General features: G+C 61.5%; 23 protein-coding genes and 1 pseudogene. 16 read left to right on the forward strand and 8 right to left on the reverse strand.

The window, feature by feature from the left end; translation table 11 throughout:
• Window positions 1-376: 376 nt before the first annotated feature.
• From brnQ to WIN67_RS08870, 3 genes are all read left to right on the forward strand, one after another.
• On the forward strand, window positions 377-1,690 hold the full coding sequence (gene brnQ, locus WIN67_RS08860; RefSeq protein WP_102878889.1) for a branched-chain amino acid transport system II carrier protein: 1,314 nt from the start codon (window positions 377-379) through the stop codon (window positions 1,688-1,690).
• A 169-nt stretch (window positions 1,691-1,859) separates the two neighbouring features.
• Window positions 1,860-2,597 carry a DUF599 domain-containing protein gene (locus WIN67_RS08865; protein ID WP_102878890.1) on the forward strand — a complete coding sequence of 246 codons (738 nt, stop codon included), beginning with the start codon at window positions 1,860-1,862 and terminating at the stop codon, window positions 2,595-2,597.
• A gap of 51 nt (window positions 2,598-2,648) precedes the next feature.
• A complete protein-coding gene (locus WIN67_RS08870; RefSeq protein WP_339070999.1) occupies window positions 2,649-3,119 on the forward strand; it encodes a hypothetical protein in 471 nt (156 codons plus the stop codon).
• Between the two features lie 115 nt (window positions 3,120-3,234).
• On the opposite strand, the gene WIN67_RS08875 is transcribed toward WIN67_RS08870, so the two are convergent.
• Window positions 3,235-3,486 (reverse strand): hypothetical protein, encoded by a 252-nt coding sequence (locus WIN67_RS08875; RefSeq protein ID WP_016968094.1) that lies wholly within the window; start codon window positions 3,484-3,486, stop codon window positions 3,235-3,237.
• 158 nt (window positions 3,487-3,644) lie between these two features.
• Between WIN67_RS08875 and WIN67_RS08880 the strand changes: the two genes are divergently transcribed.
• The 4 genes from WIN67_RS08880 (at window position 3,645) to WIN67_RS08895 (ending at window position 7,365) form a co-directional block, all read left to right on the forward strand.
• Window positions 3,645-4,121, forward strand: a complete 477-nt coding sequence (locus WIN67_RS08880; protein ID WP_102863964.1) for a PaaI family thioesterase — start codon at window positions 3,645-3,647, stop codon at window positions 4,119-4,121.
• Window positions 4,118-4,570, forward strand: coding sequence for a PaaI family thioesterase (locus WIN67_RS08885; RefSeq protein ID WP_102878892.1), 453 nt, complete (start codon window positions 4,118-4,120; stop codon window positions 4,568-4,570). The genes WIN67_RS08880 and WIN67_RS08885 overlap by 4 nt, the downstream gene beginning before the upstream one ends.
• Before the next feature lie 90 nt (window positions 4,571-4,660).
• Window positions 4,661-6,565 carry a molecular chaperone HtpG gene (gene htpG, locus WIN67_RS08890; protein ID WP_102879089.1) on the forward strand — a complete coding sequence of 635 codons (1,905 nt, stop codon included), beginning with the start codon at window positions 4,661-4,663 and terminating at the stop codon, window positions 6,563-6,565.
• A gap of 71 nt (window positions 6,566-6,636) precedes the next feature.
• On the forward strand, window positions 6,637-7,365 hold the full coding sequence (locus WIN67_RS08895) for a dienelactone hydrolase family protein (protein WP_339071003.1): 729 nt from the start codon (window positions 6,637-6,639) through the stop codon (window positions 7,363-7,365).
• Window positions 7,366-7,468: 103 nt separating this feature from the next.
• Here the strand turns inward: WIN67_RS08895 and WIN67_RS08900 are convergent, their stop codons facing one another.
• Window positions 7,469-8,341, reverse strand: coding sequence for a pirin family protein (locus WIN67_RS08900; protein ID WP_110595179.1), 873 nt, complete (start codon window positions 8,339-8,341; stop codon window positions 7,469-7,471).
• Between the two features lie 62 nt (window positions 8,342-8,403).
• On the reverse strand, window positions 8,404-8,820 hold the full coding sequence (locus WIN67_RS08905; protein WP_102878895.1) for an OsmC family protein: 417 nt from the start codon (window positions 8,818-8,820) through the stop codon (window positions 8,404-8,406).
• Window positions 8,821-9,013: 193 nt separating this feature from the next.
• Here WIN67_RS08905 and WIN67_RS08910 point away from each other — a divergent pair, with 193 nt between their 5' ends.
• From WIN67_RS08910 to WIN67_RS31070, 4 genes and pseudogenes are all read left to right on the forward strand, one after another.
• Window positions 9,014-9,991 (forward strand): amidohydrolase family protein, encoded by a 978-nt coding sequence (locus WIN67_RS08910; protein ID WP_110595180.1) that lies wholly within the window; start codon window positions 9,014-9,016, stop codon window positions 9,989-9,991.
• Between the two features lie 72 nt (window positions 9,992-10,063).
• The gene (locus WIN67_RS08915) at window positions 10,064-10,528 is read left to right on the forward strand and encodes a DUF3859 domain-containing protein (protein WP_102863958.1); all 465 of its coding nucleotides are present in this window, start codon (window positions 10,064-10,066) and stop codon (window positions 10,526-10,528) included.
• 139 nt (window positions 10,529-10,667) lie between these two features.
• Window positions 10,668-11,438, forward strand: a pseudogene (locus WIN67_RS31065) (MCP four helix bundle domain-containing protein); the annotation flags it as partial.
• A complete protein-coding gene (locus tag WIN67_RS31070) occupies window positions 11,430-12,293 on the forward strand; it encodes a methyl-accepting chemotaxis protein (RefSeq protein WP_372342471.1) in 864 nt (287 codons plus the stop codon). The pseudogene WIN67_RS31065 and the gene WIN67_RS31070, both read left to right, overlap by 9 nt.
• 120 nt (window positions 12,294-12,413) lie before the next feature.
• Here WIN67_RS31070 and fabB read toward each other — a convergent pair whose 3' ends face one another.
• From fabB to WIN67_RS08945, 5 genes are all read right to left on the reverse strand, one after another.
• Entirely contained in the window at window positions 12,414-13,634 is a 1,221-nt protein-coding gene (fabB, locus tag WIN67_RS08925; protein WP_047302756.1) for a beta-ketoacyl-ACP synthase I, read from the reverse strand.
• Window positions 13,635-13,645: 11 nt separating this feature from the next.
• Window positions 13,646-14,161, reverse strand: coding sequence for a 3-hydroxyacyl-[acyl-carrier-protein] dehydratase FabA (gene fabA, locus WIN67_RS08930; protein ID WP_011060067.1), 516 nt, complete (start codon window positions 14,159-14,161; stop codon window positions 13,646-13,648).
• A gap of 246 nt (window positions 14,162-14,407) precedes the next feature.
• The gene (locus WIN67_RS08935; protein ID WP_102878898.1) at window positions 14,408-16,309 is read right to left on the reverse strand and encodes an ATP-binding protein; all 1,902 of its coding nucleotides are present in this window, start codon (window positions 16,307-16,309) and stop codon (window positions 14,408-14,410) included.
• Window positions 16,306-17,235, reverse strand: a complete 930-nt coding sequence (locus tag WIN67_RS08940; RefSeq protein ID WP_123392167.1) for an ABC transporter substrate-binding protein — start codon at window positions 17,233-17,235, stop codon at window positions 16,306-16,308. Before WIN67_RS08940 ends, WIN67_RS08935 begins: the two co-directional genes overlap by 4 nt.
• A 1-nt stretch (window position 17,236) precedes the next feature.
• On the reverse strand, window positions 17,237-19,363 hold the full coding sequence (locus WIN67_RS08945) for a TonB-dependent receptor plug domain-containing protein (protein ID WP_207167277.1): 2,127 nt from the start codon (window positions 19,361-19,363) through the stop codon (window positions 17,237-17,239).
• Window positions 19,364-19,558: 195 nt separating this feature from the next.
• Between WIN67_RS08945 and WIN67_RS08950 the strand changes: the two genes are divergently transcribed.
• The 5 genes from WIN67_RS08950 to WIN67_RS08970 all read left to right on the forward strand — a co-directional run bounded on the left by WIN67_RS08950 (window position 19,559) and on the right by WIN67_RS08970 (window position 23,713).
• Complete coding sequence (locus tag WIN67_RS08950; RefSeq protein ID WP_102878901.1) at window positions 19,559-20,584, forward strand: NAD(P)H-dependent glycerol-3-phosphate dehydrogenase; 1,026 nt, start codon at window positions 19,559-19,561, stop codon at window positions 20,582-20,584.
• Between the two features lie 18 nt (window positions 20,585-20,602).
• On the forward strand, window positions 20,603-20,950 hold the full coding sequence (locus WIN67_RS08955) for a DUF4389 domain-containing protein (protein ID WP_110652144.1): 348 nt from the start codon (window positions 20,603-20,605) through the stop codon (window positions 20,948-20,950).
• Entirely contained in the window at window positions 20,947-21,396 is a 450-nt protein-coding gene (gene sixA / locus WIN67_RS08960; protein ID WP_170001254.1) for a phosphohistidine phosphatase SixA, read from the forward strand. The genes WIN67_RS08955 and sixA overlap by 4 nt, the downstream gene beginning before the upstream one ends.
• A gap of 172 nt (window positions 21,397-21,568) precedes the next feature.
• A complete protein-coding gene (locus tag WIN67_RS08965) occupies window positions 21,569-23,236 on the forward strand; it encodes an AMP-binding protein (protein WP_110652143.1) in 1,668 nt (555 codons plus the stop codon).
• 33 nt (window positions 23,237-23,269) lie between these two features.
• Window positions 23,270-23,713, forward strand: coding sequence for a hotdog fold thioesterase (locus tag WIN67_RS08970; protein WP_102863949.1), 444 nt, complete (start codon window positions 23,270-23,272; stop codon window positions 23,711-23,713).
• Window positions 23,714-23,756: the final 43 nt, after the last annotated feature.

Genomic DNA, 23,756 nt, shown 5'->3' on the forward strand with positions numbered 1-23,756 from the left:
AGAGGCCTTCAGTTCAGTTGCTGCCCTGGGGGAGGGCTTCGCTGGCAAGCCAGCTCCTATACAAGCCGCGCTTACCTAATTCGGCTTCTATACGGTTCGGCTCCCAGCATGCTGGCTGGTGTGCGGGGATAGGATTAAGCCCGATGGAAATATAATTTCGAAAATGCGACATCCCAATGTCGCATATCAGAAAATTCTCATTGCGCCGGTGCGTTCGTCTTGCAGATTCGGTAGGCTAGCCGCCTCTTTTTGCGTCTGCTGCCCACAAGGTAACTGCGCGCTAAACGGGTCAGTCTTATACGGATTGACAGCATTTCCCTCACCCATAAGGGAAATCCCTCTCTAAATTCCGATTCAGTAGTGTGGTATTTCCTTAATGAAAGTGTTGAAAGGCCAGGACATTCTGGCACTCGGCTTCATGACTTTTGCCCTGTTCGTCGGGGCTGGCAACATCATCTTCCCTCCTATCGTCGGTTTGCAGTCCGGACCCCATGTCTGGATGGCGGCGTTGGGTTTTCTGATCACGGCGGTCGGCCTGCCAGTGATCACCGTGGTTGCCCTGGCCAAGGTCGGTGGCGCCATGGATGCCCTGAGCAGCCCCATCGGTAAAGTCGCTGGCGGTCTGTTGGCGGCGGTCTGCTACCTGGCGGTTGGCCCGCTGTTCGCCACGCCGCGGACGGCTACTGTGTCCTTTGAAGTGGGCCTGGCGCCACTGACGGGCGAGAGCCCGCTGGCGCTGTTCCTCTACAGCTCGGCCTACTTCCTGCTGGTGTTCTTCATCTCCCTGTATCCGGGCCGCTTGTTGGATACCGTTGGCCGTTTCCTGGCGCCGTTGAAGATCATCGCGCTGGCGGTTCTGGGTATTGCAGCGGTCGCGCTGCCAGCGGGTACTGTTGGCGAGGCCACGCCCGAATATGTGGCAGCGCCGTTTTCTCAAGGTTTCATCAATGGTTACCTGACCATGGATACCTTGGGCGCTCTGGTGTTCGGTATCGTTATCGTCAACGCCATTCGCTCGCGAGGAGTCGAGTCGCCTCAACTGATCACCCGTTACGCGGTGATCGCCGGCCTGATCGCCGGGGTTGGTCTGGCGCTGGTCTATGTCAGTCTGTTCCGTCTCGGTTCGGGCAGCCATGAAGTGGCCGCCGGGGCCACCAATGGCGCGGCGGTGCTGCATGCCTATGTCCAACACACCTTTGGCTCCCTGGGCAGCGGCTTCCTCGCGGTACTGATCTCCCTGGCTTGCCTGGTGACCGCCGTGGGCCTGACCTGTGCCTGCGCCGAGTATTTCAGCCGCGTAACACCGTTGTCCTATAAGACTCTGGTGGTGATCCTCGCGGTCTTCTCGCTGTTGGTGTCCAACCTTGGCCTGACCAAGCTGATCGCCTTCTCGATCCCGGTACTGACTGCCATCTATCCACCGTGCATTGCCCTGGTGGCCCTGAGCTTCTGCAAGGACTTCTGGCAGGACCAGCGGCGTATCGTTGGCCCGGTGATGCTGGTGTCTTTCGTGTTCGGTCTGATCGATGCGCTCAAGGGGGCCGGCCTGGCCGATGGTTTGCCTAGCCAGCTGGCCCACTTGCCGTTGAGCGAGCAAGGCCTGGCCTGGCTGGTGCCTTCGGTGATCGTCCTGGCGGTTGCGGTGGTTTTCGACCGTATTCTGGGCAAGCCGGCCCAAGCCCTGGCTTGATCTGCCGCTGATGGCTCTGGATCGCCACAAGCGATCCATGAGCGCCAAGGAAAATGCCTCGTATCCATCGATACGGGGCATTTTTTATGGGGCTTGGGCGGTGTCTTTTTCCTCGGCGTGGCGTCGAAGCAGTGTCCTTGTCTTTTGCCAACGCCTTACAGGAATTTGCATGTCGTTTGTCCAAGCCAACCTGATTCATCTACTGGCCGCTCTGTGGTTCGTCGTCTGCTGGGGCGGCTATACCCGCTATGCCACCTGGAAGGGCCGGGACACGGCATGCCTGGCCAGCGTCCTGCACCTGTACCGCGAGGACTGGATGCGTCGCATGCTGCTGCGGGACAACCGTATCGCCGACGCCAGTGTGATCGGCAACCTGGAGCGCAACGCTTCGTTCTTCGCTTCCAGTACCCTGATCATCCTGGCAGGCATCCTCACAGTGCTCGGTGCATCGGAGCGCGCGGTGTCGCTGCTGGCGGACATTCCGCTGGTGCAGCAGGCGTCCCAGGGCATGTCGGAGATCAAGTTGCTGTGCCTGGCGCTGGTGTTCGTATATGCCTTTTTCACCTTCAGCTGGTGCATGCGCCAGTACAACTTTGCGGCGGTGCTGGTGGGGTCGGCGCCGATGATCGGCGAGCGACATGTCTCCGAGCAGGAGCGCAAGGCGTTTGCTTTGCGGGCAGCCCGGGTGATTTCCATGGCGGCCAACCAGTTCAACTTCGGGCTGCGTTCCTACTATTTCGGCATGACCATGCTGGCCTGGTTCGTCAGCCCCTGGTTGTTCATGCTGATGAGTGCAGGCGTGGTGTTTGTCCTGTACCGGCGGGAGTTTCATTCCGACGTACTTGACGTCATGGTCTATACCCCGACTGAACAGCCTTTGGCCGATAGCCCCAAAGACGCAGTCTGAGCGGGGAGGGCTGATCGATTGATCTGTTGCCCGGTTAAAAGGAGTTGGCCAATGAGTAAGCTGCGTGCCCTGATGTGCCTGTGCCTTTCATTCATTTTGTTGTCCGGTTGCCGGGTGCAAACCCTGTATCTGAATGGCGACGCCCGTGGCCAGGTGGTGGATGCATTGAGCGGCATGCCGATCGCCGGGGCCAGGGGCACCTTGTGTGGGGCGCAGTTCCTGACTGGCGAGGACGGACGCTTCCAGGTCGAGCAGGCAACCGACTGGGAACTGGTGATGGTGCTGGCCGGCCGCGCGCCCCAGGACACCCCGCACCCTTGCTACATGAGTATTACCGCGGTCGATTACCAGACTCGCCAGTGGTTGGCACCCTTTACCGCCCACTACGACTTTCCCATCAGGCTATTGCCCGTATCCAGTTCCTCGCACTATGCGTTGGAGTCTTCAGCCAGTGGAGTGTCTGGACACCCGTTGCAGGCAGAGCCGCTCCAGGATGAGTTGTTCCTGGAGTCAGGGTATTGAGCTTCAGTGCTTAGTTACCTATTCGACAACTAAACACCGTTGTATTGAGCTGCTGTTTTGCAGACAAGAAAAAGCCCGCACTTGGCGGGCTTTTTGGTGTTGCGCTAAAACCGACTTAGTTGGTTTTAGGTGCTGCTTCTTTGGCGCTTTCTTCAGCAGCGGCCTTGTTGGATTCAGCCTGATCTTTGGCGGCTTCGGCGTTTTCTTTCGCTGCCTCGTTCACTTTATCCTGAGCTTCGTTCATTTTTTGTTGAGCTTGCTCAGCATGTTGGTTGGCATCTTGAGCTTTGTCCTCGGATTTTTTGTCGCAGGCAGCCAGACCGAGGGAAGCGGTCAGCATCAGGGCAATAGCTAAAGTCTTACGCATGGGGTGTTTCTCCTTAGTGAAGATATCTACTGGCCTTTCGATCATGGCCTTGTGATTTAAGTTCCTTGAGGCTCACAGATATATTAAGTATTCGTTTCACGGAACTTTTGTCTGCTTCATTCAATGCACATTCCTGACAATAACAAGAGGCATAAGCCATGGTGCAGAACCCAATTTTCGAGCGTGCGACGCGCTTTCTTTCCGCTCTGCGCCACTGTCAGGTGCTGGATATCAGGGTACACAGCGCCTCGGTGGAAGGCATGACTCTGACCTTGCCCTACAGCCCGCAGATTGTCGGTGACCCGCAAACCGGGATCATTCATGGCGGCGCCCTGACCACGCTGATGGACAGCGCCTGCGGCATGGCCACGCTTTGTGTGCTGCCGGAGTTCGAAGTGTGTCCGACCCTGGACCTGCGCATAGACTATATGCATCCGGCGATGCCTCATCATGATGTGCACGGCTTTGCCCAGTGTTACCGGGTCACCACTGACGTGATCTTCACCCGTGGCTTTGCCTATCAGGACGATCCCGAACGCCCCGTGGCCCACGTGGTCGGTACCTTCATGCGCATGGGCAAGGGGCTCAAGGGCAGTCGTGGGTTTGCCGGCTCCATCAAGGGAGAGCGGGCATGAGCGGGGGGCTTGCAGGGTTGTTGGAGCAGGCTCGTCAGCAGGGCGATTACGCCGCGTTGCTGGAGCAGATTCCCTACGCCAGACTGATCGGCATCGAGTGCACGCCGCTGGGGGATGAGCTGCTGTTTCGCCTGCCGGCCAATAAGGACAATATCGGCAATCCTCTGCTGCCGGCCCTGCACGGTGGAGTGATCGCCGGTTTCATGGAGCTGGCGGCAGCCCTGCATTTGCTGATTCTCACCGGCTCGCCCGGCGTGCCGAAGATCATCGATTTTTCCCTCGACTACCTGCGTGCCGGACAGTTTCGTGACACCTTCGCTCGCTGCCAGGTGTGGCGGCAGGGGAGGAGGGTGGCCAACGTCGCCATCACGGCCTGGCAGAGCACCGCCGACGAGCCAATTGCTACCGCCCGGGCACATTTCAAGATTGAAGAGAGTCTCGCCCCTTGAAATCCAGTCAGCTACCCCCACTTCCATGTCATCCCGCCGCTCTCCGCTTCCGGAGCGCGACCACAGCCATCTGATTGGAGTTTGATGACCATGAGTGTGGAAACTCAAAAGGAAACCCTGGGCTTCCAGACCGAGGTGAAGCAACTGCTGCACCTCATGATCCATTCGTTGTATTCCAACAAGGAAATCTTCCTTCGCGAATTGATCTCGAACGCCTCTGACGCCGTCGACAAATTGCGTTTCGAAGCCCTGTCCAAGCCTGAGTTGCTGGAAGGTGGCGCCGAACTGAAAATCCGTGTGAGCTTCGACAAGGACGCGAAAACCGTCACCCTCGAAGACAACGGTATCGGCATGAGCCGTGAAGATGTCATCACTCACCTGGGGACCATCGCCAAGTCCGGCACTGCCGATTTCATGAAGAACCTCACCGGCGACCAGAAGAAGGACTCGCACCTGATCGGTCAGTTCGGCGTGGGTTTCTACTCCGCGTTCATCGTTGCCGACCAGGTCGAAGTGTTCAGCCGTCGTGCCGGCCTGCCGGCCAGCGAAGGCGTGCACTGGTCGTCCAAGGGTGAAGGCGAGTTCGAAGTGGCGACCCTCGACAAGGCCGAGCGCGGTACCCGCATCGTCCTGCACCTCAAATCCGGTGAAGACGAGTTCGCCGATGGCTGGCGCCTGCGCAACATCATCAAGAAGTACTCCGACCACATCGCGCTGCCGATCGAGTTGCCCAAAGAAGCCGCTGCCGCCGAAGGCGAAGAGAAACCGGCGTTGGAGTGGGAAACCGTCAACCGCGCCAGTGCCCTGTGGACCCGTCCGCGTACCGAGATCAAGGACGAGGAATACCAGGAGTTCTACAAGCACATCGCCCATGACTTCGAGAACCCGCTGAGCTGGAGCCACAACAAGGTCGAAGGCAAGCTGGAGTACAGCTCGCTGCTCTACGTGCCGGCCCGTGCACCGTTCGACCTGTACCAGCGTGAAGCGCCGAAGGGCCTCAAGCTCTACGTGCAGCGCGTGTTCGTCATGGATCAGGCTGAGTCCTTCCTGCCGCTGTACCTGCGCTTCATCAAGGGCGTGGTGGATTCCAACGACCTGTCGCTGAACGTCTCGCGGGAAATCCTGCAGAAAGACCCGATCATCGATTCGATGAAATCGGCACTGACCAAGCGCGTCCTCGACATGCTGGAAAAACTGGCGAAGAACGAGCCAGAGCAATACAAGGGCTTCTGGAAGAATTTTGGCCAGGTGATGAAGGAAGGCCCGGCCGAAGACTTCGCCAACAAGGAAAAGATCGCCGGCCTGCTGCGCTTCGCTTCCACTCAGGGCGACGACGGCGAGCAGACAGTATCCCTGGCCGACTACCTGGCTCGCGCCAAGGAAGGTCAGGACAAGATCTACTTCCTCACCGGCGAATCCTACGCTCAGGTGAAGAACAGCCCGCATCTGGAAGTCTTCCGCAAGAAAGGCATCGAAGTGCTGCTGCTCACCGACCGTATCGACGAGTGGCTGATGAGCTACCTCAACGAATTCGACGGCAAGAGCTTTGTCGACGTGGCGCGTGGTGACCTGGACCTGGGCAACCTGGACTCGGAAGAGGACAAGAAGGCTGCCGAGGAAGTCGCCAAGACCAAGGAAGGCCTGGTGGAGCGGATCAAGACCGCCCTGGGCGAGAGCGTCAGCGAAGTGCGGGTTTCCCACCGCCTGACCGACTCCCCGGCGATCCTGGCCATCGGCGAGCAGGACCTGGGGCTGCAAATGCGCCAGATCCTTGAAGCCAGCGGGCAGAAGGTTCCGGATTCCAAGCCGATCTTCGAGTTCAACCCGACTCACCCGCTGATCGAGAAACTCGACGGTGAGCAGAGCGAAGAGCGCTTTGGCGACCTGTCGCACATCCTCTTCGATCAGGCGGCCCTGGCGGCCGGTGACAGCTTGAAAGACCCGGCGGCCTATGTGCGCCGACTGAACAAGCTGCTGGTTGAACTGTCGGTTTAACCACGTTGCAAGAAAAACCCGCTTCGGCGGGTTTTTTCATTCTGGTGTCCCTCTACTGGAGAAGCTGAGTCATGAGTCAAATCACAGTGCGTTCCGTGGTCTATCAGATCGATGGCCAGCCCTATGAAGGTCGACTGGCCTTCGATGCCGCCCATCAAGGCGCGCGTCCGGGGTTGCTGATGGCGCCGAACTGGATGGGCGTCAGCGCCGGCGCGGAGAAGATCGCCGAGGCGGTGGCGGCCAAGGGCTACGTGGTACTGATCGCTGATCTGTATGGCCAGTCGCTGCGTCCCAGCGATGCCAGTGAGGCCGGTGCCGCGATGATGCCGCTCAAGGATGACCGGGCGTTGTTGCGCAAGCGCATGCAGGCGGCCTTTGCGGCCTTGCAGAGTCAGGGCGAAGCAGCGGTGGACACTTCCAGGCTGGCTACCTTCGGTTTCTGCTTTGGCGGCTGCTGCGCCCTGGAGCTGGCCCGCAGTGGCGCGCCAGTGAAGGCGGCGGTGTCGTTCCACGGCACCCTGGACACCCCCAACCCTAGCGACGCGAACAATATCAAGGGTTCGGTACTGGTACTGCACGGTGCGGCGGACCCGTTAGTGGCCAAGGAGCAACTGCCGGTCTTCGAGGCGGAAATGGATGCGGCGGGTGTGGACTGGCAACTGGTCAGCTATGGCGGTGCGGTGCATTCCTTCACCGATACCCACGCCAATGTACCGGGCAAGATGATGTACGACGCCAAGACCTCGGCGCGGGCCTTCGCCACCATGCATTACCTGCTGGACGAAGTCTTTAGCGGCTGACCCTCCGACCCTGATCCCGTAGGAGCTGGCTTGCCAGCGAAGGCATCAGTGAGAGCAACGCCAGACTCACGGGCCTGTTCGCCGGCAAGCCGGCTCCTAGCGATCAGTGGCGGGCGGGTGGCAATTCGATGCGCTCGCTTTCTCCTGGCACCTGCGGCCAATCACCGGCCGCCCAGCGTTGGCGCGCCTCCTCGATACGCGCCGGATCGCTGGCCACGAAGTTCCAATTGATCCGGCGCGGACCGTCCAGGGGCGCGCCGCCGATCAGCACTGCGTGACAATCGCTTTCGGCGAACAGCGTGGCGTTCTCCCCCTCCGGCAATACCACTAGCGCGTGCACGGGCAAAGGCTCGCCGTCCAGTTGTGCCTCGCCGTCCAGTACATACAGCGCGCGCTGCGGGTGCTCGGTGGGAATCAGCAGGCTGGTGGCGGTCTGCAGTCGCAGCTCGGCGTACAGGGTGGGGGAGAGTACCGGCACCGGCGATTCCAGGCAGAAGCCGCTGCCGGCGATCATGCGGATGCTTACCCCCAGGTTGTCGCTCACCGGCAGGCTGCTGGCCGGGTGATGGCTGTAATGCCCCGGGCCTTGCTCCTGCTCTTGGGGCGAGGCCAGCCAGACCTGCAGGCCGTGCATGGCGAACCCCTGGGCCAGCAAGGGGGCTGGCGTGCGTTCGACATGGGCGATGGCGCTGCCGGCGGTCATCCAGCTGACGTCTCCGGCCTCCACGATCTGGTCGGAGCCCAGGCTGTCCTTGTGCTGGATCTGCCCGGCGAACAGGTAGGTCAGGGTGGACAGGCCGATATGCGGATGTTGGCGGATATTCATGCCCTTGCCCGGCGGGTAGCGGGTTTCCAGCATATGGTCGAAGAACACGAAAGGCCCGACACTGCGGCACTGGGCCGAAGGCAGGGGGCGCAGGATGGGCTGGCCTTCAACGTCCTCGGCACGGGGACGGATCACGAGGGGTGAGTTCATGGCGGATTCCAGGCTGATCGGGTTATGCCCGGGAGCATAACCCGCGTGTGCCAGCCTTGCCGCTATTGGCTGAAGGCGCCTTCGGAGAGGTGGGTCTCGATGCTGACTTCGCTGGTGGTCATCAGCTTGTGGATCGGGCAACGGTCGGCCACCCGGTGCAGCTCATCACGCTGGGCATCGGTGAGCACGCCCTTGAGGGTCAGCTTTACATGCAGGGCGTATTTGCCTTGCGGCTCCTGGCTGTTGTCGTGCTTGAGCTCCACCGTGACCCCGGTCAGCGGGATGTTCTTCTTCTGCGCATAGAGCTTCAGGGTCAGGGCCTTGCAGGCCCCCAGGGCGGCATCGAAGTAGTCATGGGGCTCGGGGGCGGTGCCTTCGCCACCGGCGTACTGGGGCAGGTCGGTGAACAACTGGTGGTCATCCACCTGGATGCTGTGGCGGAAACCTTCGCTGGACTCGGTATTGACGGTAATGGTCATGGCAAACCTCAGGCAGTGATGAATGTCGGATCAGGCTGTAAAGGTGCTGAAGTTATAGAGCATGGGGAGGCACAGGCGTTCCCCTTTTTTCTGAACCTGCTGCTTGGGCGCAGGGTCTACCCGGCTGCAACCCTTTGGAGACGCTGCGGTGTACTGGAATCATTTATACGGAACCTGCCTTGGAGCGTTGCTGATGCTGCTGCCCGGCGTGGCGGCCCAGGCACGGGATTACCGCTACAGCGATGCTCACTTGCATTACGTGGACTTCTTCCAGGAATCCGCGGGCATGGATGCGTTGCTCAAGGCCATGGCTGACAACCGTATTGAACAGGTGATGATTTCCGGAATTCCGGTGGCCAAGAAATGGCACGAGGATGAACCCAAGCGTCCACGCTATTACGCCGGTGATGATGCTGATGCCTATTGGTACAGCGCCACCGACGTGCTGGTGGCGGCTGCGGTTAAGCAACTGCCCCCTGAGCAGCGTCAGCGTTTTCATCCCTTCCTGTCCGGTTTCAATCCCAATGACAAGAACTCCGCGGCGCATATCCAGCGCATGCTCGACCTCGATCCGGGGCTGTGGCAGGGCATCGGTGAGGTCTTCACCCGCCATGACGACCTCACGGCCTTGACTGCCGGAGACACGCCACGGGCCAACAACGAGGCGATGACCAAGGTCTATCACCTGGCGGCGGAGAACGACCTGCCGGTCATGCTGCATTCCAACATCACCTCCAAGCGCGAACGCAACCCGCTGTACCTGGCAGAAATCGAAGAGCCGCTGCGCAATCACCCCCATACGCGCTTTATTTGGGCCCACGCTGGCACCAGCGCCGAGATCCATCGTCACCAGACCCGCCTGGAATTCTTGCTGCCGACACTGACGCGGCTGCTGGAGAGCTACCCCAATCTGTACATCGACCTGTCCTGGAGCCTGCTCACGCCCTATCTGCTGGATGAGCAGGGCAACCCCAGCCAGGCCTGGCTGCAGTTGGTGGAGCGCTTCCCGGAGCGCTTCATGCTCGGTTCGGATGTGGTCGGGCGCTTCAACAAGCTGGGGCGCGAGCTGCACAGCTTCGATGTCTTCCTCGATGCCTTGCCGGAGGAGGTGGCGCGCAAGGTGGCCCATGACAATTTCCTCGCCATCCTTCCCGCCAAAAGTCGCCCTTAGCAGGCCCCAGTCTGTCATCAGCCTGTCACGCCTGCTTCATAAGCTCGCGCCATCTCAATCAAGGAGCGCGATATGCACCTCACTCGTTTAAGCGCATTGGCGGCGCTGATGATCTTCACTGGCCTGGCCAGTGCCGAAGTCCGTGTTGAAGGACCGGTGGAATACGGCGTGTTCGAAGGGCCCAAGGCCGAGCTGCAATCGGGGGAGCGGGTGCTGCGCCGCAGCAACGAGAAGATCCAGCAAACCTCGGTGGTGCCCGCCAAGCTGGGGACCAAGTTCGGTATGCGTTACCAGTTGCTGGGCAAGGTGGCCGAGGATCAGCCTCTGACTCTGCTCTACCTGACTCCGGGCATCCGTACCCCGGACGGGGCGCGCCACGACAAGTTCGAGATCACTCAGAAACTGGTGCCCAATGCTCCTCAGGATGTGATGGCCTACGAATTCACGGAGAACCATGAAGTGGTGCCCGGCGAATGGCACTTCATGGTCTTTCAGGGCGACCGTTTGTTGGCAGAACAGCGATTTTCTGTGCGCTGAATCGTTTTACGCCCAAGTATTGGAGTGCTAGGGCGTTTTGATATCACGTTTTTGTCTTACGCAATTTTCCAACGGCCCGATACCGTCTAAGAGCACCCTGCTGCAAGTTCTTGCAGCGCTCTAGGAAGGAGCCAGAGGAATGAGCCTTAGAAGTCTCAATATCGCGCCGCGCGCAGGCCTGGGTTTCGGCTTGCTGGCGCTGATGGTGTTTGCCCTCGGGGCATTCGCCCTGATGCAGATGGCCAATATGCGCCAGCAGTCCGATGAAGTGGAAAGCAATTGGCTGCCCAGCGTCATGTTCGTCGGTGACATGAGTCAGGACCTGCTGCGCATCCGTGCCCTGACCCTGCGTCTGCTGATCAATCGCGACCCGCAAGCGATTGTCCAGAACGAAAAAAAGATCAACGACATCAAGACTGGCCTGGGGGTTGCCCAGGGGCGCTATGAGTCATTGATCGTGCTGCCCCAGGAACGGGTCCTGTTCGATCGTTTCAAGGCCATTGAGAAGCAGTACCTGCAGCGCCAGGCCCAGGTCATGGCCTTTTCCAGCCAGAACCAGCTGGAAGAGGCGATCAAGGTGGTCAATGGCGAGATGAATCAATTGGCCGATGACATGGCGGCGACCCTGCATGAACTGGTCGAGTTGAACAAGCAGCGCGCGACCCAGGCCACGGACCTGGCCCAGGCCGTGTTCAGCAAGTCGCGGGTCTGGGTGGTGGGCATGATCGCGGTGGCGGCGCTGGTGACCATTGGCCTGGCATTGTTGCTGACCCGCAGCATCGTCCTGCCCCTGGCCCAGTCCCTGAGTGTCGCCGAGGTGGTGGCCGGCGGCGACCTGACGGGTGACATCACGGTGGTTGGCAAGGATGAACCGGCGCGACTGTTGCAGGCGCTCAAGGCCATGCAGCACAGCCTGCGGGAAACCATCCGGCGCATTTCCGACTCCTCCAGCCAGTTGGCCTCCGCCTCGGAAGAGCTCAGTTGCGTGACCGAGGATGCGACCCGGGGCCTGCATCAGCAGAGCCTGGAAATCGAGCAGGCGGCCACTGCGGTGAATCAGATGACCGCCGCGGTGGAGGAGGTGGCCAGCAATGCCGTGGCTACCTCCGAAGCCTCTCGGGAGTCGGACCGGATCGCCCAGCATGGGCGTGAGCAGGTGCATCAGACGGTGCTCTCCATCGAGTTGCTGGCCGAGGATGTGACGACCAATGCCAGCCAGGTGGAAGACCTGGCACAGAAGGTCTATGGCATCAGCAAGGTGCTGGATGTGATCCGCTCCATCGCCGAACAGACCAACCTGCTGGCACTGAACGCGGCCATCGAGGCTGCGCGAGCCGGGGATGCCGGGCGCGGGTTTGCCGTGGTGGCGGACGAAGTGCGGGCCCTGGCCCATCGGACTCAGCAGTCGACCCAGGAAATCGAGCAGATGATTGGCGGGATCCAGCAAGGCACCGACCAGGCGGTCAGTTCCATGCAGCACAGCAACAGCCGGGCCCGCTCGACCCTGGAAGTGGCCAAGGCGGCAGGTCAGGCGCTGGAGGAAATCGCTTCGGCCTTCACCCTGATCAACGAGCGCAATATCGTGATTGCCAGTGCCTCGGAGCAGCAGGCCGCGGTGGCGCGGGAAGTGGATCGCAATCTGATGAACATCCGCGATCTGGCGCTGCAGACCTCGGCGGGGGCCAACCAGACCAGCGCCGCCAGCCAGGAGCTGTCACGGCTGGCGGTGGATCTGAACACCATGGTGGCGCGCTTCTCGGTGTGAGGCGCCTTCGCCGGCAAGCAGGCTCGTGCAGGTTGCTTGGGGGGCGGCTTACCGGCGAACGCCAGGCGAAAAAAAGCCCCGAACCAGTCGGGGCTTTTTCATTCGGCGAAGCGGCGGGGCTTACTTGCCCTGCCAGCGTTTCAGCACCAGGGTAGCGTTGGTGCCACCGAAGCCGAAGCTGTTGCTCATCACGGTGTTGATGGTGGCGTCTTCGCGAGTCTTGGTCAGGATCGGCATGTCGGCCACTTCCGGGTCCAGCTCGTCGATGTTGGCCGAACCGGCCATGAAGTTGCCTTCCATCATCAGCATGCAGTAGATCGCTTCGTGAACGCCGGCGGCGCCCAGGGAGTGACCCGACAGGCTCTTGGTGGAACTGATGGCTGGAGCCTTGTCGCCGAACACTTCACGCACGCCCTTCATCTCGGCAACGTCGCCGACCGGAGTCGAGGTGCCGTGGGTGTTCAGGTAGTCGATCGGTGCGTCGACGGTGGACATGGCCATCTGCATGCAGCGGATTGCGCCTTCACCGCTTGGAGCCACCATGTCGTAGCCATCGGAAGTGGCGCCGTAGCCGACGATTTCCGCGTAGATCTTCGCGCCACGGGCCAGAGCGTGTTCCAGCTCCTCGACCACCACCATGCCGCCACCGCCGGCGATGACGAAACCGTCACGCTTGGCGTCATAGGCGCGGGAGGCTTTTTCCGGGGTTTCGTTGTACTGGGTGGACAGGGCGCCCATGGCGTCGAACAGGAACGACTGGGTCCAGTGCTCTTCTTCACCGCCACCGGCGAAGACGATGTCCTGCTTGCCCATCTGGATCTGTTCCATGGCGGTACCGATGCAGTGAGCACTGGTGGCGCAGGCAGAAGCGATGGAGTAGTTCAGGCCCTTGATCTTGAACGGCGTGGCCAGGCAGGCGGAAACGGTGCTGCTCATGGTCCGCGTTACACGGTACGGGCCAACGCGCTTGACGCCTTTCTCGCGCAGGATGTCCAGTGCTTCCATCTGGTTCAGGGTCGAAGCGCCGCCGGAGCCGGCGATCAGGCCGGTACGGGGGTTGGACACTTGCTCTTCGCTCAGGCCGGAGTCGGCGATGGCGTCTTTCATGGCCAGGTAGGCGTAAGCCGCTGCGTGGCCGACGAAGCGATAGATCTTGCGATCGATCAGTTCTTCAAGATTCAGGTCAATGGAGCCGGAAACCTGGCTACGCAGACCCATTTCGGCATATTCCGGGTTGAAGCGGATGCCAGGGCGACTTGCACGCAGGTTAGCGGAGACGGTCTCTTTGTCATTGCCCAGGCACGAAACAATGCCCAGACCAGTGATAACGACGCGGCGCATGCGGATAACCCTTAGAAGTTGTCAGTTGAGGTAAACACGCCGACCCGGAGGCCTTCGGCGGTATAGATTTCGCGGCCGTCAACGCTGACCGAGCCATCGGCGATGGCCATGTTCAGCTTGCCCTTGAGCACGCGCTTGATGTGAATGTTATAGGTGACTTTTTTCGCGGTCGGCAGTACCTGGCCGAAGAATTTCACTTCCCCCGAACCCAGGGCGCGGCCGCGGCCCGGCAGGCCTTGCCAGCCGAGGAAAAAACCGACCAGTTGCCACATGGCATCCAGGCCCAGGCAGCCCGGCATCACCGGATCGCCTTCGAAGTGGCAAGCGAAGAACCACAGGTCTGGAGTGATATCCAGCTCAGCGACCAATTCACCTTTACCGTACTTGCCACCCTCTTCGCTGATATGGGTGATGCGATCCACCATCAGCATGTTGGGGGCGGGCAGTTGCGCGTTACCTGGGCCGAACAGCTCACCGCGACTGCAGCGCAGCAGGTCTTCCCGAGTAAAGGCGTTTTGTTTGGTCATGCGAGCTCCTCAATAGTCCCGTGCGGCAGGGTTGGGCAATCTTCCCGGCCGATCGAAGCGTTCATGCCTCGAGCCGGCAGCCTACTCATAGACTATTGCGTTGTAGTGAAAGTCACAGCGCAAAGGGCATGAATGTACACTTGTGCACTGAAATTTTTTTTGAGGGCCTTTTCGGGGCCCGTCGGGTGCCTAAGACTGCCGCACTTTCGCCCGTCACGCCAGTCGCACCTGTTGGAAAATAGCCTGTTACTGCACCCAACGTTGGAGAATTTGCTGCAGATCAGCCCGCTTGAACGGCTTGGCCAGGTAGTCGTTCATGCCCGCCGCCAGGCAGGCCTCACGGTCGCCCTGCAAGGCGTTGGCGGTCAGGGCGATGATCGGTAAATCAGCGCAGCCGGGCAGTTGGCGGATCTGCCGGGTGGCTTCGTAGCCGTCGACCAGTGGCAGTCGGCAGTCCATCAGAATGGCCTCGAAAATCAGGCTTTCGGCGCTGCGTACCGCCTGGGCGCCGTCGGTGACGATGCTGACGGTGAAGCCCAGGCTGCGCAACATGGCCTGGATCACGGTCTGGTTCACCGGGTTGTCCTCCACCAGTAGCACGTTGCGGCCTTCGCCCTGGTGAGCGGCGGTGTTCACTCGCGGCGCCAGCACGGGCAGGCTTTGCTGAAACAGCGCCAGGGGGATTTCCAGGGTGAACACCGAGCCCTGGCCTTCCTCGCTCTGGGCCCGCAGGGTGCCGCCCATGCGTTCAGCCAGGGTCCGGGCGATAGGCAGGCCGAGGCCCGTGCCGCCGTAGCGTCGGGAAATCGAGCTGTCGGCCTGCTGGAATGCATCGAACATCAGCTCCAGGCTGGCCGGGCTGATGCCGATCCCGCTGTCGCGCACCGAGCAGGTGAACCACAGGAGTTCGTGATCCAGGGCCTGCCACTGGGGTTCGATGGTGACGCTGCCTTGTTCGGTGAACTTCAGCGCGTTGCCGATCAGGTTGACCAGGATCTGGCGGATTCGCGTCGGGTCGCCCTTGACCTGCAGCGACTCCATGCCCGGCGGCAGCCGCAGTTGCAGGTCCAGGCCTCGTTGCAATGCGCTGTGCTGGAAGGCCTGGGCGCAGCTGCTGATCAACTCGGCGAGGTTGAACGGAATGTGTTCCAGCTCCAGGGCCGAGCGTTCGATGCGCGAGAAGTCGAGGATGTCATTGATCACCTTCAGCAGGTGCTCGGTGGACTCCGAGGCCAGTGCCGCGTACTCGCTCTGCTCTTGGGTCATCTCGGTGGTTTCCAGCAATTGCAGCATCCCCAGTACGCCGTTCATCGGGGTACGCAGCTCATGGCTCATCATCGCCAGAAAGTCCGATTTGGCCTTGTTCGCCCGCTCAGCATCTTCCCGGGTCTGGATCAGTTGTGACATTGCCTGTTGCTGCTCACGGCTGGCCAGTTCCAGGCCGGCGGCGAGGTTGTTGATATGTCGCGCCAGATTGCCCAGCTCGCCGTCGTCGACAATCGGCAGCGGCGTCTTGAAGTCGCCTTCCTGAATCGCCTTCACCGCGTGGCCCATGGCGCTGATGGGTTGCGCCAGGCCGGCCGCCAGGCGTCGGGCCAGGAAGAAGGTGAAGAGCAGGGCGAACAGGGCGAGAATCCCGGCCTTGAGGAGGATTTCCTGTTGACGCTGGCTGAAGGCGTCATTGGACATGCCGACAATAACCCGCCCCAGGTAACCGTCGCCCTGGGGGCTCAGGCTGGCGGGATCATTCTGCAGAAAGTCGTTGTGCACCTGAATGCGCTGCAAGCGCACCGGTGCCTGGAAGACCTTGATCTGCTGGGCATGGTTGTGACTGGCGGACGGCTGCTCGACATACACCAGGATGTTGTTGGCACTGTCCTGGACTTCCAGAAAGTGCACATGAGGCGTGGCCAGAGTGGCTTGCAACAGGCTTTCCAGGCCCTCGTTGTTGCCGGAGATCACCCCGTACTCAGTGGCCGGGGCCAACTGGTTGGCGATCAGTTGGCCGGTATGGTTCAACTCCTGGCGCAGATCCTGGAGGCGCACGAAGGTGAAAAAGCTGATCAGCAGCAGAGTCAGGAGCAGGGCCGGGCCCAGGCTGATGAGCTGAGTGCGGGTCTGGATATCCCACCGGCGACGCAATGTCATGGGCGTTTCTCTCCTTCACTCAACTGGTGCGCGACGGCTTGCGGGTCGATTTCCTCGATGCCCAGGGAGCGTGCCACCTGTGGATTGCTCAGTACTTTGAAGGCCGCCGGGTACAGCTCCCTGGGCCAGTGGGCTGGTGCCTGATCCAGCAGGCTGTCCAGGGTCTGCAGCCAGTCCTGCTGGTCGCTGTAGGTGCTGGCCAGGCTGCCGGCCCTGACGAAGCCGGCATTGGGCCCGATCAGCGCCTGTTGCCGGGCGTAGCTGCTCAGCAGCAGGTTCTTCACGGTTTTCGGGTTGTACAGCTTGGGGTCGTCCAGGCCCAGCAGCACCTGGCTGTTGCGCAACAGGTTCTGCAGCGGGCGGCTGTCATTGGTGCTGTCCCAGGGTTCGGCGACGATTTCCATTTCCATGGATTGCGCTGCGTCGCGCAGTTCCCTGAGCAGGAACTGGCTGTCCTCGCTGTACAGCACGCCGACCCGGCGCACCTGGGGCAGCACCTTGTGGATCAGCCGCAGTTGGCGGCTCAAGGGCGGGTCGCTCCAGAGCAGGCTGAGTTTGGGGTGAGGCGCGCCTTGCAGGCGCTGCTGGGCCTGCAGGCGGCTGATCCGCAGGACCAGGGTGGCCGGCCCTTGCGGGTCTTGCAGGCGCCAGTCGAGGCTTTGCGGGTCCAGCAGGATCAGGCGCGTGGCTGCGGGCAGTTGGCTCGGTGCCGGCAGTTGTGCCAAGGGCACGAAGCGCACCTGGTCCTGAGGCCGCTGGGTGGCCAGTTCCTCGGTGAAGGTGCGCACGCTGTCGCTGCCTTCACTGGCGGTCAGCAACACGTCGGCTGCCCGCAGCGGAGTCGCCAGCAGCATGCCCAGGAGGATCAGGCAGATACCGAGACAGCGATGAATGCCCAGGGCCTTCCAGGGCCCGCGCTGGCCCATGCTAGAACTCCAGCTCGGCACTGAGGTAGGCCACGTGCCGTGAGTCGTAGAGGTTGTCGGCGAAGGTGGTGGGCTCATGGTCAAGCCGCTGTTGCAGCGTGCCTGCCAGTTCCAGGCTGGCCTTGCCCAGGGCCAGGCGCTTGGCGATGCGGGTGTCGATGCGCTGGAAGCGGTAGCCGTTGAGGGCGTTGTCACCATAGTAGAAGAGGGCGCTGGACCAGCCCTGGCCCCAATTGCGCAGCCAGCCGGCAGAACCGCTGTTGCTGGCGGTCAGGTGCTGGTCCAGGCGATTGCTGGCTTGCGCGTGGACATAGGCGTAGGTCAGGCGCAGGCGGTCGGCGCGGCTCAGTTGCCAGTCCAGCTGGCCCTCGGTGCCGGAGAAGCGCGCCGAGTTGTTGTTGCTGGCGATGTACTGGTTGTTGCGCAGCGGTTCGCTGATCATTCCGCTGATTTCGTCATAGAACAGCTTGATGTCCAGATTCAGTGCCTGGTCGCTGAAATAGCCGTTGTAGCCCAGCTCCCGAGAGCGCATGTGCTCTTGGTCAAGATTGCCGGGGCCACGGGTCCTGACGAAGTACTGGGCGCTGTTCTGGCCGTAGACCGGAGCGCTCAGACCGGTGACCCGGTAGCTCCAGTTGACGTTGTTCTCGAACATGTCCGCAGAGCGGATGGCTTCCGAATACACCGCGCGCAGCCCGTGGCGCGGGTTGATCAGGTAGTTGACGGCGATCCGTGGCGTCAGCGAGTTGCCGGTCAGCTGGGTGTCTTCGTACATAGCCCCGCCCTGGATCAGCCAGTGTTCGCTGGCCCGCCACTCCAACTGGCCGAACAGGCGCCAGGTGGTGTCGTCGAGGGTGCCGTTGAAGTAGGTTTCGGAGTCGGCCCGGTCGTAACGATAGTTCATGCCGCTGACCAGCCGCAGGTTATCGCTGAGGCTCAGGGTGTCCTGCAACTCCAGGTCGTAGCGGGTCTCCCGGGCGCTCTGGTCGATATTGCCGCAGACGGTTTGCTTGCCGCCGGCGCTCCACTGGGTGAGGACCTGCTGGGCTATGGCCTGCTCGGCGGGAGATCCCGGGGGCGGGGCACCGGCATCGCTGAAACCTTTGATGCCGCGCGCCAGGCGCTCGGCGTAATTCGGATTGATTTGCCACAGGCGGGTCAGCTCGGGGCTGAAGGAAATCGCCGCGTCACAGGCGCGCCAAGTCTGCTGGCGATCCCAGTGCTGGGCCGAGCCCTGGACATAAAGGCTGTGCTGCGGATTGAGCTCCAGGTTCCAGCGCAGTGACCCGGCGTAGTCCTTGGCCACCACATCGGAGTTGTTGCCCTGTTGGGACACGCCATAGAACACCGGCTTGTAGGTATAAGGTCGCTGGTTGGTGCCTTCCTTGGCATTCAATTGCCAATCGATGCTCTGCTGTTCATTGAGCATCTGGCTCACCGACAGACTGACGCGATTCAAGCGCCTGCTGTCGCGGTAGTCGGAACCGTCGAGGCGGCTGTCGAAGCCATCGTCTTCCTGCCCCGACAACGACAGCCGCAGGTCGCCGCTTTCCCAGCCGGTGCCCTGGCTGGCGTACCAGTCGTTGATACCGCGCTGGCCCCTGGTCACCTTGAAGCGCGTGCCGTGGCTGTTGGCGGGGGAGCGGGTAATGATGTTGACCACCGCCATCAGTGCGTTGGCGCCGTAGCTGACGGTGTTGGGGCCGCGAAACACTTCGATGCGCTCGATGTCTTCCATGGCTACCGGAATATCGCTCCAGTCCACCGTGGCCAGACCTGCGCGATACACCGAGCGCCCATCGATCAGTACCTGCATGCGCCGGGCTTCGCTGGCGTTGGTGCCGTGGTAGTTGACCGTGGCCTGATTGCCGCTGATGGCGCCGACCATCATCCCCGGCACCAGGCGCAGCAGTTCGCTGATGTCCCGCGCGCCGCTGGCCTTGATCAGTTCATTGTCGAGCACCGTCATGCTGCCGGGGACGGCGGCTGGGGATTGCTTCAGGCGCGTGGCGGTGAGGACCTCGGGCAGGGCGCTGCCATCCATGAACAAATCGTCGGCCAGCGCTGGGTAGCCGAACAACATGCCCAGCAGCAGTGACAGACGAAGAGGTGAGGGGCCAATGGACACGGCACAGCCTTGAATCTTGAAAGATGGCGCGCATGTTAACCGAGACAGTCGAGTTTTCCAGTCGATAAGCCCGACATTCCCCGAATGAGTCCACCCGTTCCCGACAGATCGTCTGAATGGCCGCTGGGGCTGGTGGTGGGAAAACCGCCCCGTATAATGCCGCCATCGCCACTGCTATGGATAAACGGATTGCATATGACACAACAGCGCCCTATTGCGGTCCTGGGAGGCGGAAGTTTTGGTACCGCCGTGGCCAATCTGCTGGCCGAGAACGGTCACCCGGTGCGGCAGTGGATGCGTGACCCCGAACAGGCCGAGGCCATTCGGGTCAATCGCGAGAATCCGCGCTATCTCAAGGGCATCAAGATTCATCCGGCGGTGGAGCCGGTCACCGATCTGCTGGCCACCCTGAATGACAGTGACCTGTGCTTTGTCGCCTTGCCTTCCAGCGCCCTGCGCTCGGTACTGGCCCCCCACGCACAACTGTTGAGCGGCAAGATGCTGGTCAGCCTGACCAAGGGCATCGAGGCCCAGACCTTCAAACTGATGAGCGAGATCCTCGAGGATATCGCCCCGCAAGCGCGGATCGGCGTGCTCTCTGGGCCTAATCTGGCCCGCGAAGTGGCCGAGCACGCCCTGACCGCCACCGTGGTCGCCAGCGAAGACGAAGAACTGTGCCAGCAGGTCCAGGCGGTGTTGCATGGCCGGACGTTCCGCGTCTATGCCAGTGCCGACCGCTTTGGCGTGGAGCTGGGCGGAGCGCTGAAGAACGTCTACGCGATCATCGCCGGCATGGCGGTGGCCCTGGGCATGGGGGAAAACACCAAGAGCATGCTGATTACTCGCGCGCTGGCGGAAATGACCCGCTTTGCCGTGAGCCAGGGTGCCAATCCCATGACCTTTCTCGGTCTGGCGGGTGTCGGTGACCTGATCGTCACCTGTTCCTCGCCCAAGAGCCGCAACTATCAGGTGGGCTTTGCCCTGGGCCAGGGCCTGAGCCTGGAAGAGGCGGTGACGCGTCTTGGCGAAGTGGCGGAGGGCGTCAATACCCTCAAGGTGCTCAAGGTCAAGGCTCAGGAGTTGGGGGTCTACATGCCGCTGGTAGCCGGGCTGCACGCGATCCTGTTCGAAGGGCGTACGCTGAATCAGGTGATCGAGCTCTTGATGCGCGGCGAGCCGAAAACCGACGTCGACTTTATCTCCACCAGCGGATTCAACTGAGTAGCACAGGAGCCAGACATGAACGATACGAATTCCGAAGCCAAATACGAATCCATCCTCCTGCGCGTGCTGTGGATGCTGGTGTTCGTGATGGTGTGGCAGGTGGCGCAGTTTCTCCTTGGTGCCCTGGTCCTGGTGCAGCTTGTTTATCGGTTGATCTACGGCGCTCCCAATGCCGGCCTGATGAACTTCGGTGACAGCCTGAGTCAGTTCCTGGCTCAGATCGGCCGTTTCGGCAGCTTCCATACCGAACAGAAACCCTGGCCGTTCTCGGATTGGCCAGCCCCACGAGCACCTGAGGGGGAGGCTCCCCATAGCGTGCCGCCAGCCCCCCATCCGGTGCGCGATGAGGAGCCCAAGCTGTGAAACTTTGGGTCCTGCGCCATGGCCAGGCCGAATCCCACGCGCCCACCGATGCCCAGCGCAATCTTACCGCCCACGGCCGTGAGGAAGTGCTGGGCAGCGCCGCGCAACTGATTGGCCAGCCCATCAGCGCAATCATCGCCAGCCCTTATGTACGAGCCCAGCAAACGGCCCAGCTGGTACGCGAGGCTCTGGGGTTCGAAGCAGAGATCCGTACCGTGCCCTGGCTGACGCCGGAGGCCAATCCGCTGCAGGTGCTGCAGCAACTGGACGGTGCGGACAATCTGCTGCTGGTCAGCCATCAACCCCTGGTGGGTAGCCTGATCGGCCTGTTGCAGCATGGCCATCTGCGTGATCCCCAGCCCATGAACACCGCCAGCCTGGCGGAGCTGGAAGGCGACTGGCCTCTGGCGGGGCTGATGATCCTTAACGGCGTCAAGCACCCTTGATGCTGGCGGCGGCCAGGGAATCCCCTGGCCGTCATGACCTTTTGCCTCCGCTCGGTATCGGGTCGTGATCCGCTACATTTCTTAACTTGCAGCGCTCCTTTGTGCGTGGAATAGTCAGCCAAGCAAGTGCTTGGTTGGTGTCGCGAACAGAATAAAAACAAAGGAGCGAGTCATGGCTGCTGCTTTTCGTTTGCCGCTGCAAGTGTTCTACGAGCGCGAAGCTCGTCATCCCCAGCAACGTTTCCTGGTGCAGCCCAGCGCCGGAGGGCAGGTGCAGGCGTTGAGCTGGTTCGACGTCGGCCAGCAGGCCCGTCGTGCCGCCCAGTGGCTGCGGGAACGGCAGCTGGCTCCTGGCAGCCACATTGCAATCATTGGCAAGAACTCCGCGCACTGGATCATCAGCGACCTGGCGATCTGGATGGCGGGGCATGTGTCGGTGCCGCTGTATCCCAACCTCACAGCCGATTCGGTGGCCCAGGTGCTGGAGCACTCCGAGTCGGCCCTGGCATTCATCGGCAAGCTTGATGACTGGCCGGGCATGGCCCCGGGGTTGAAGCCCGGGTTGCCCACCATCCGTCTGCCGCTGGGCCCCGAGGGGCATTTCGATTTCGACTGGGAACAGGTGCAGCGTAGCGAGCCCCTGGCGGATAGCCCTTGCCCGCCTGCGGATCAACTGGCCACCATCATCTACACCTCCGGCACCACCGGCCTGCCCAAGGGCGTGATGCACAGTTTCGGCAACCTGGGCTTTGCCGCCAGCCACGGCGTCGGGCTTTTCGGCCTGGGCCCCGAGGATCGGTTGCTGTCCTACCTGCCGTTGTGTCATGTGGCCGAACGCATGTTCGTCGAGATGGCGGCGATCTACACCGGGCAGACTGTGTTCTTTGCCGAAAGCCTCGACACTTTCCTGGTTGACCTGCAGCGGGCCCGGCCCACTGCACTGTTTGGCGTGCCGCGGATCTGGACCAAGTTCCAGATGGGGGTGTACAGCAAGGTGCCGGCCAAGCGTCTGGATTTTCTTTTGGGCCTGCCTTTTATCGGCAGGCGCGTCGGTCACAAGGTGCTGGCCGGATTGGGGCTAGATGCATTGCGCGTGGCCTTGTCGGGCGCGGCGCCGGTACCCCAGACCCTATTGCATTGGTATCGCCGCCTGGGCCTGGACGTGCTGGAGGTCTACGGCATGACCGAAAGCTGCGGTTATTCCCATATCGGGCGGTCCGGGGAGCATGTTCCGGGCTGGATCGGCCGGCCCTGTCCGGAGGTCGAAGTGCGTATCGATGAGGCAGGGGAGGTCCAGGTGCGCAGCGGGGCCACCATGCTGGGGTATTACAAGGACCCGCAGAAAACGGCGGAAACCATCACCGAGGATGGTTTTTTGCGCACGGGGGACAAGGGGGAGCAGGATGCTGCCGGCAATTTGCGCCTGACTGGCCGGCTCAAGGAAATCTTCAAGACCAGCAAGGGCAAGTATGTGGCCCCGGCCCCCATCGAGAATCGCCTGGCGGTGCATGCCCATATCGAGCAGGTGTGTGTGGTGGGCGATGGCTTGAGCGCGCCCCTGGGGTTGTGTGTGCTTTCGGCGGCCGGCTTGCAGGCTGCTGGCGGCAGCTCCCGGGAAGGGCTGCACAGCAGCCTGGAAAGTCTCCTGGTTCAGGTCAACGGCAGTCTGGACAAACACGAGCGTTTGCATCGGCTAGTGGTGGTCAAGGACAACTGGGCCGTGGAGAACGGCTTTCTGACCCCGACCCTGAAGATCAAGCGCAATGTGATCGAAGCCACCTATGGCGGGAGTTTTCAAACCTGGAGCGAGCGTGGCGAAGCCGTGCTGTGGCAGGATTGATCGACAAGAACAACCCGAGAGAAGGAAGCGGCGATGAGTCTGTGGCGTACCACTCCGAACATCGAACAACTGAACGCAATCCAGAAGAACACCATCGGCGAAGTGCTGGATATTCGCTTCGAGTCCTACGACGAGGAGTCGTTGACGGCGAGCATGGTCATCGACCATCGCACCCACCAGCCCTATGGCCTGTTGCATGGCGGCGCGTCGGTGGTGCTGGCGGAAAGCGTCGGCTCCATGGCCAGCTATCTGTGCATCGATGCCAGCCAGTTCTATTGCGTGGGCCTGGAGATCAACGCCAACCACCTGCGGGGCTTGCGCAGCGGTCGGGTGACAGCGGTAGCCAGGGCCATTCATATCGGGCGCACCACCCATGTCTGGGACATCCGCTTGAGCAGTGATGAAGGCAAGGCCAGTTGCGTCTCGCGCCTGACCATGGCCGTGGTGCCACTGGGACAGAAACCGCCGGTGGCTTGAAACAACGGGTCATAGGCTGAGCCCGGGTGTCAGCATTCCTGTC

This window comes from Pseudomonas idahonensis (assembly GCF_037903935.1).
Lineage (GTDB): Bacteria > Pseudomonadota > Gammaproteobacteria > Pseudomonadales > Pseudomonadaceae > Aquipseudomonas > Aquipseudomonas danubii.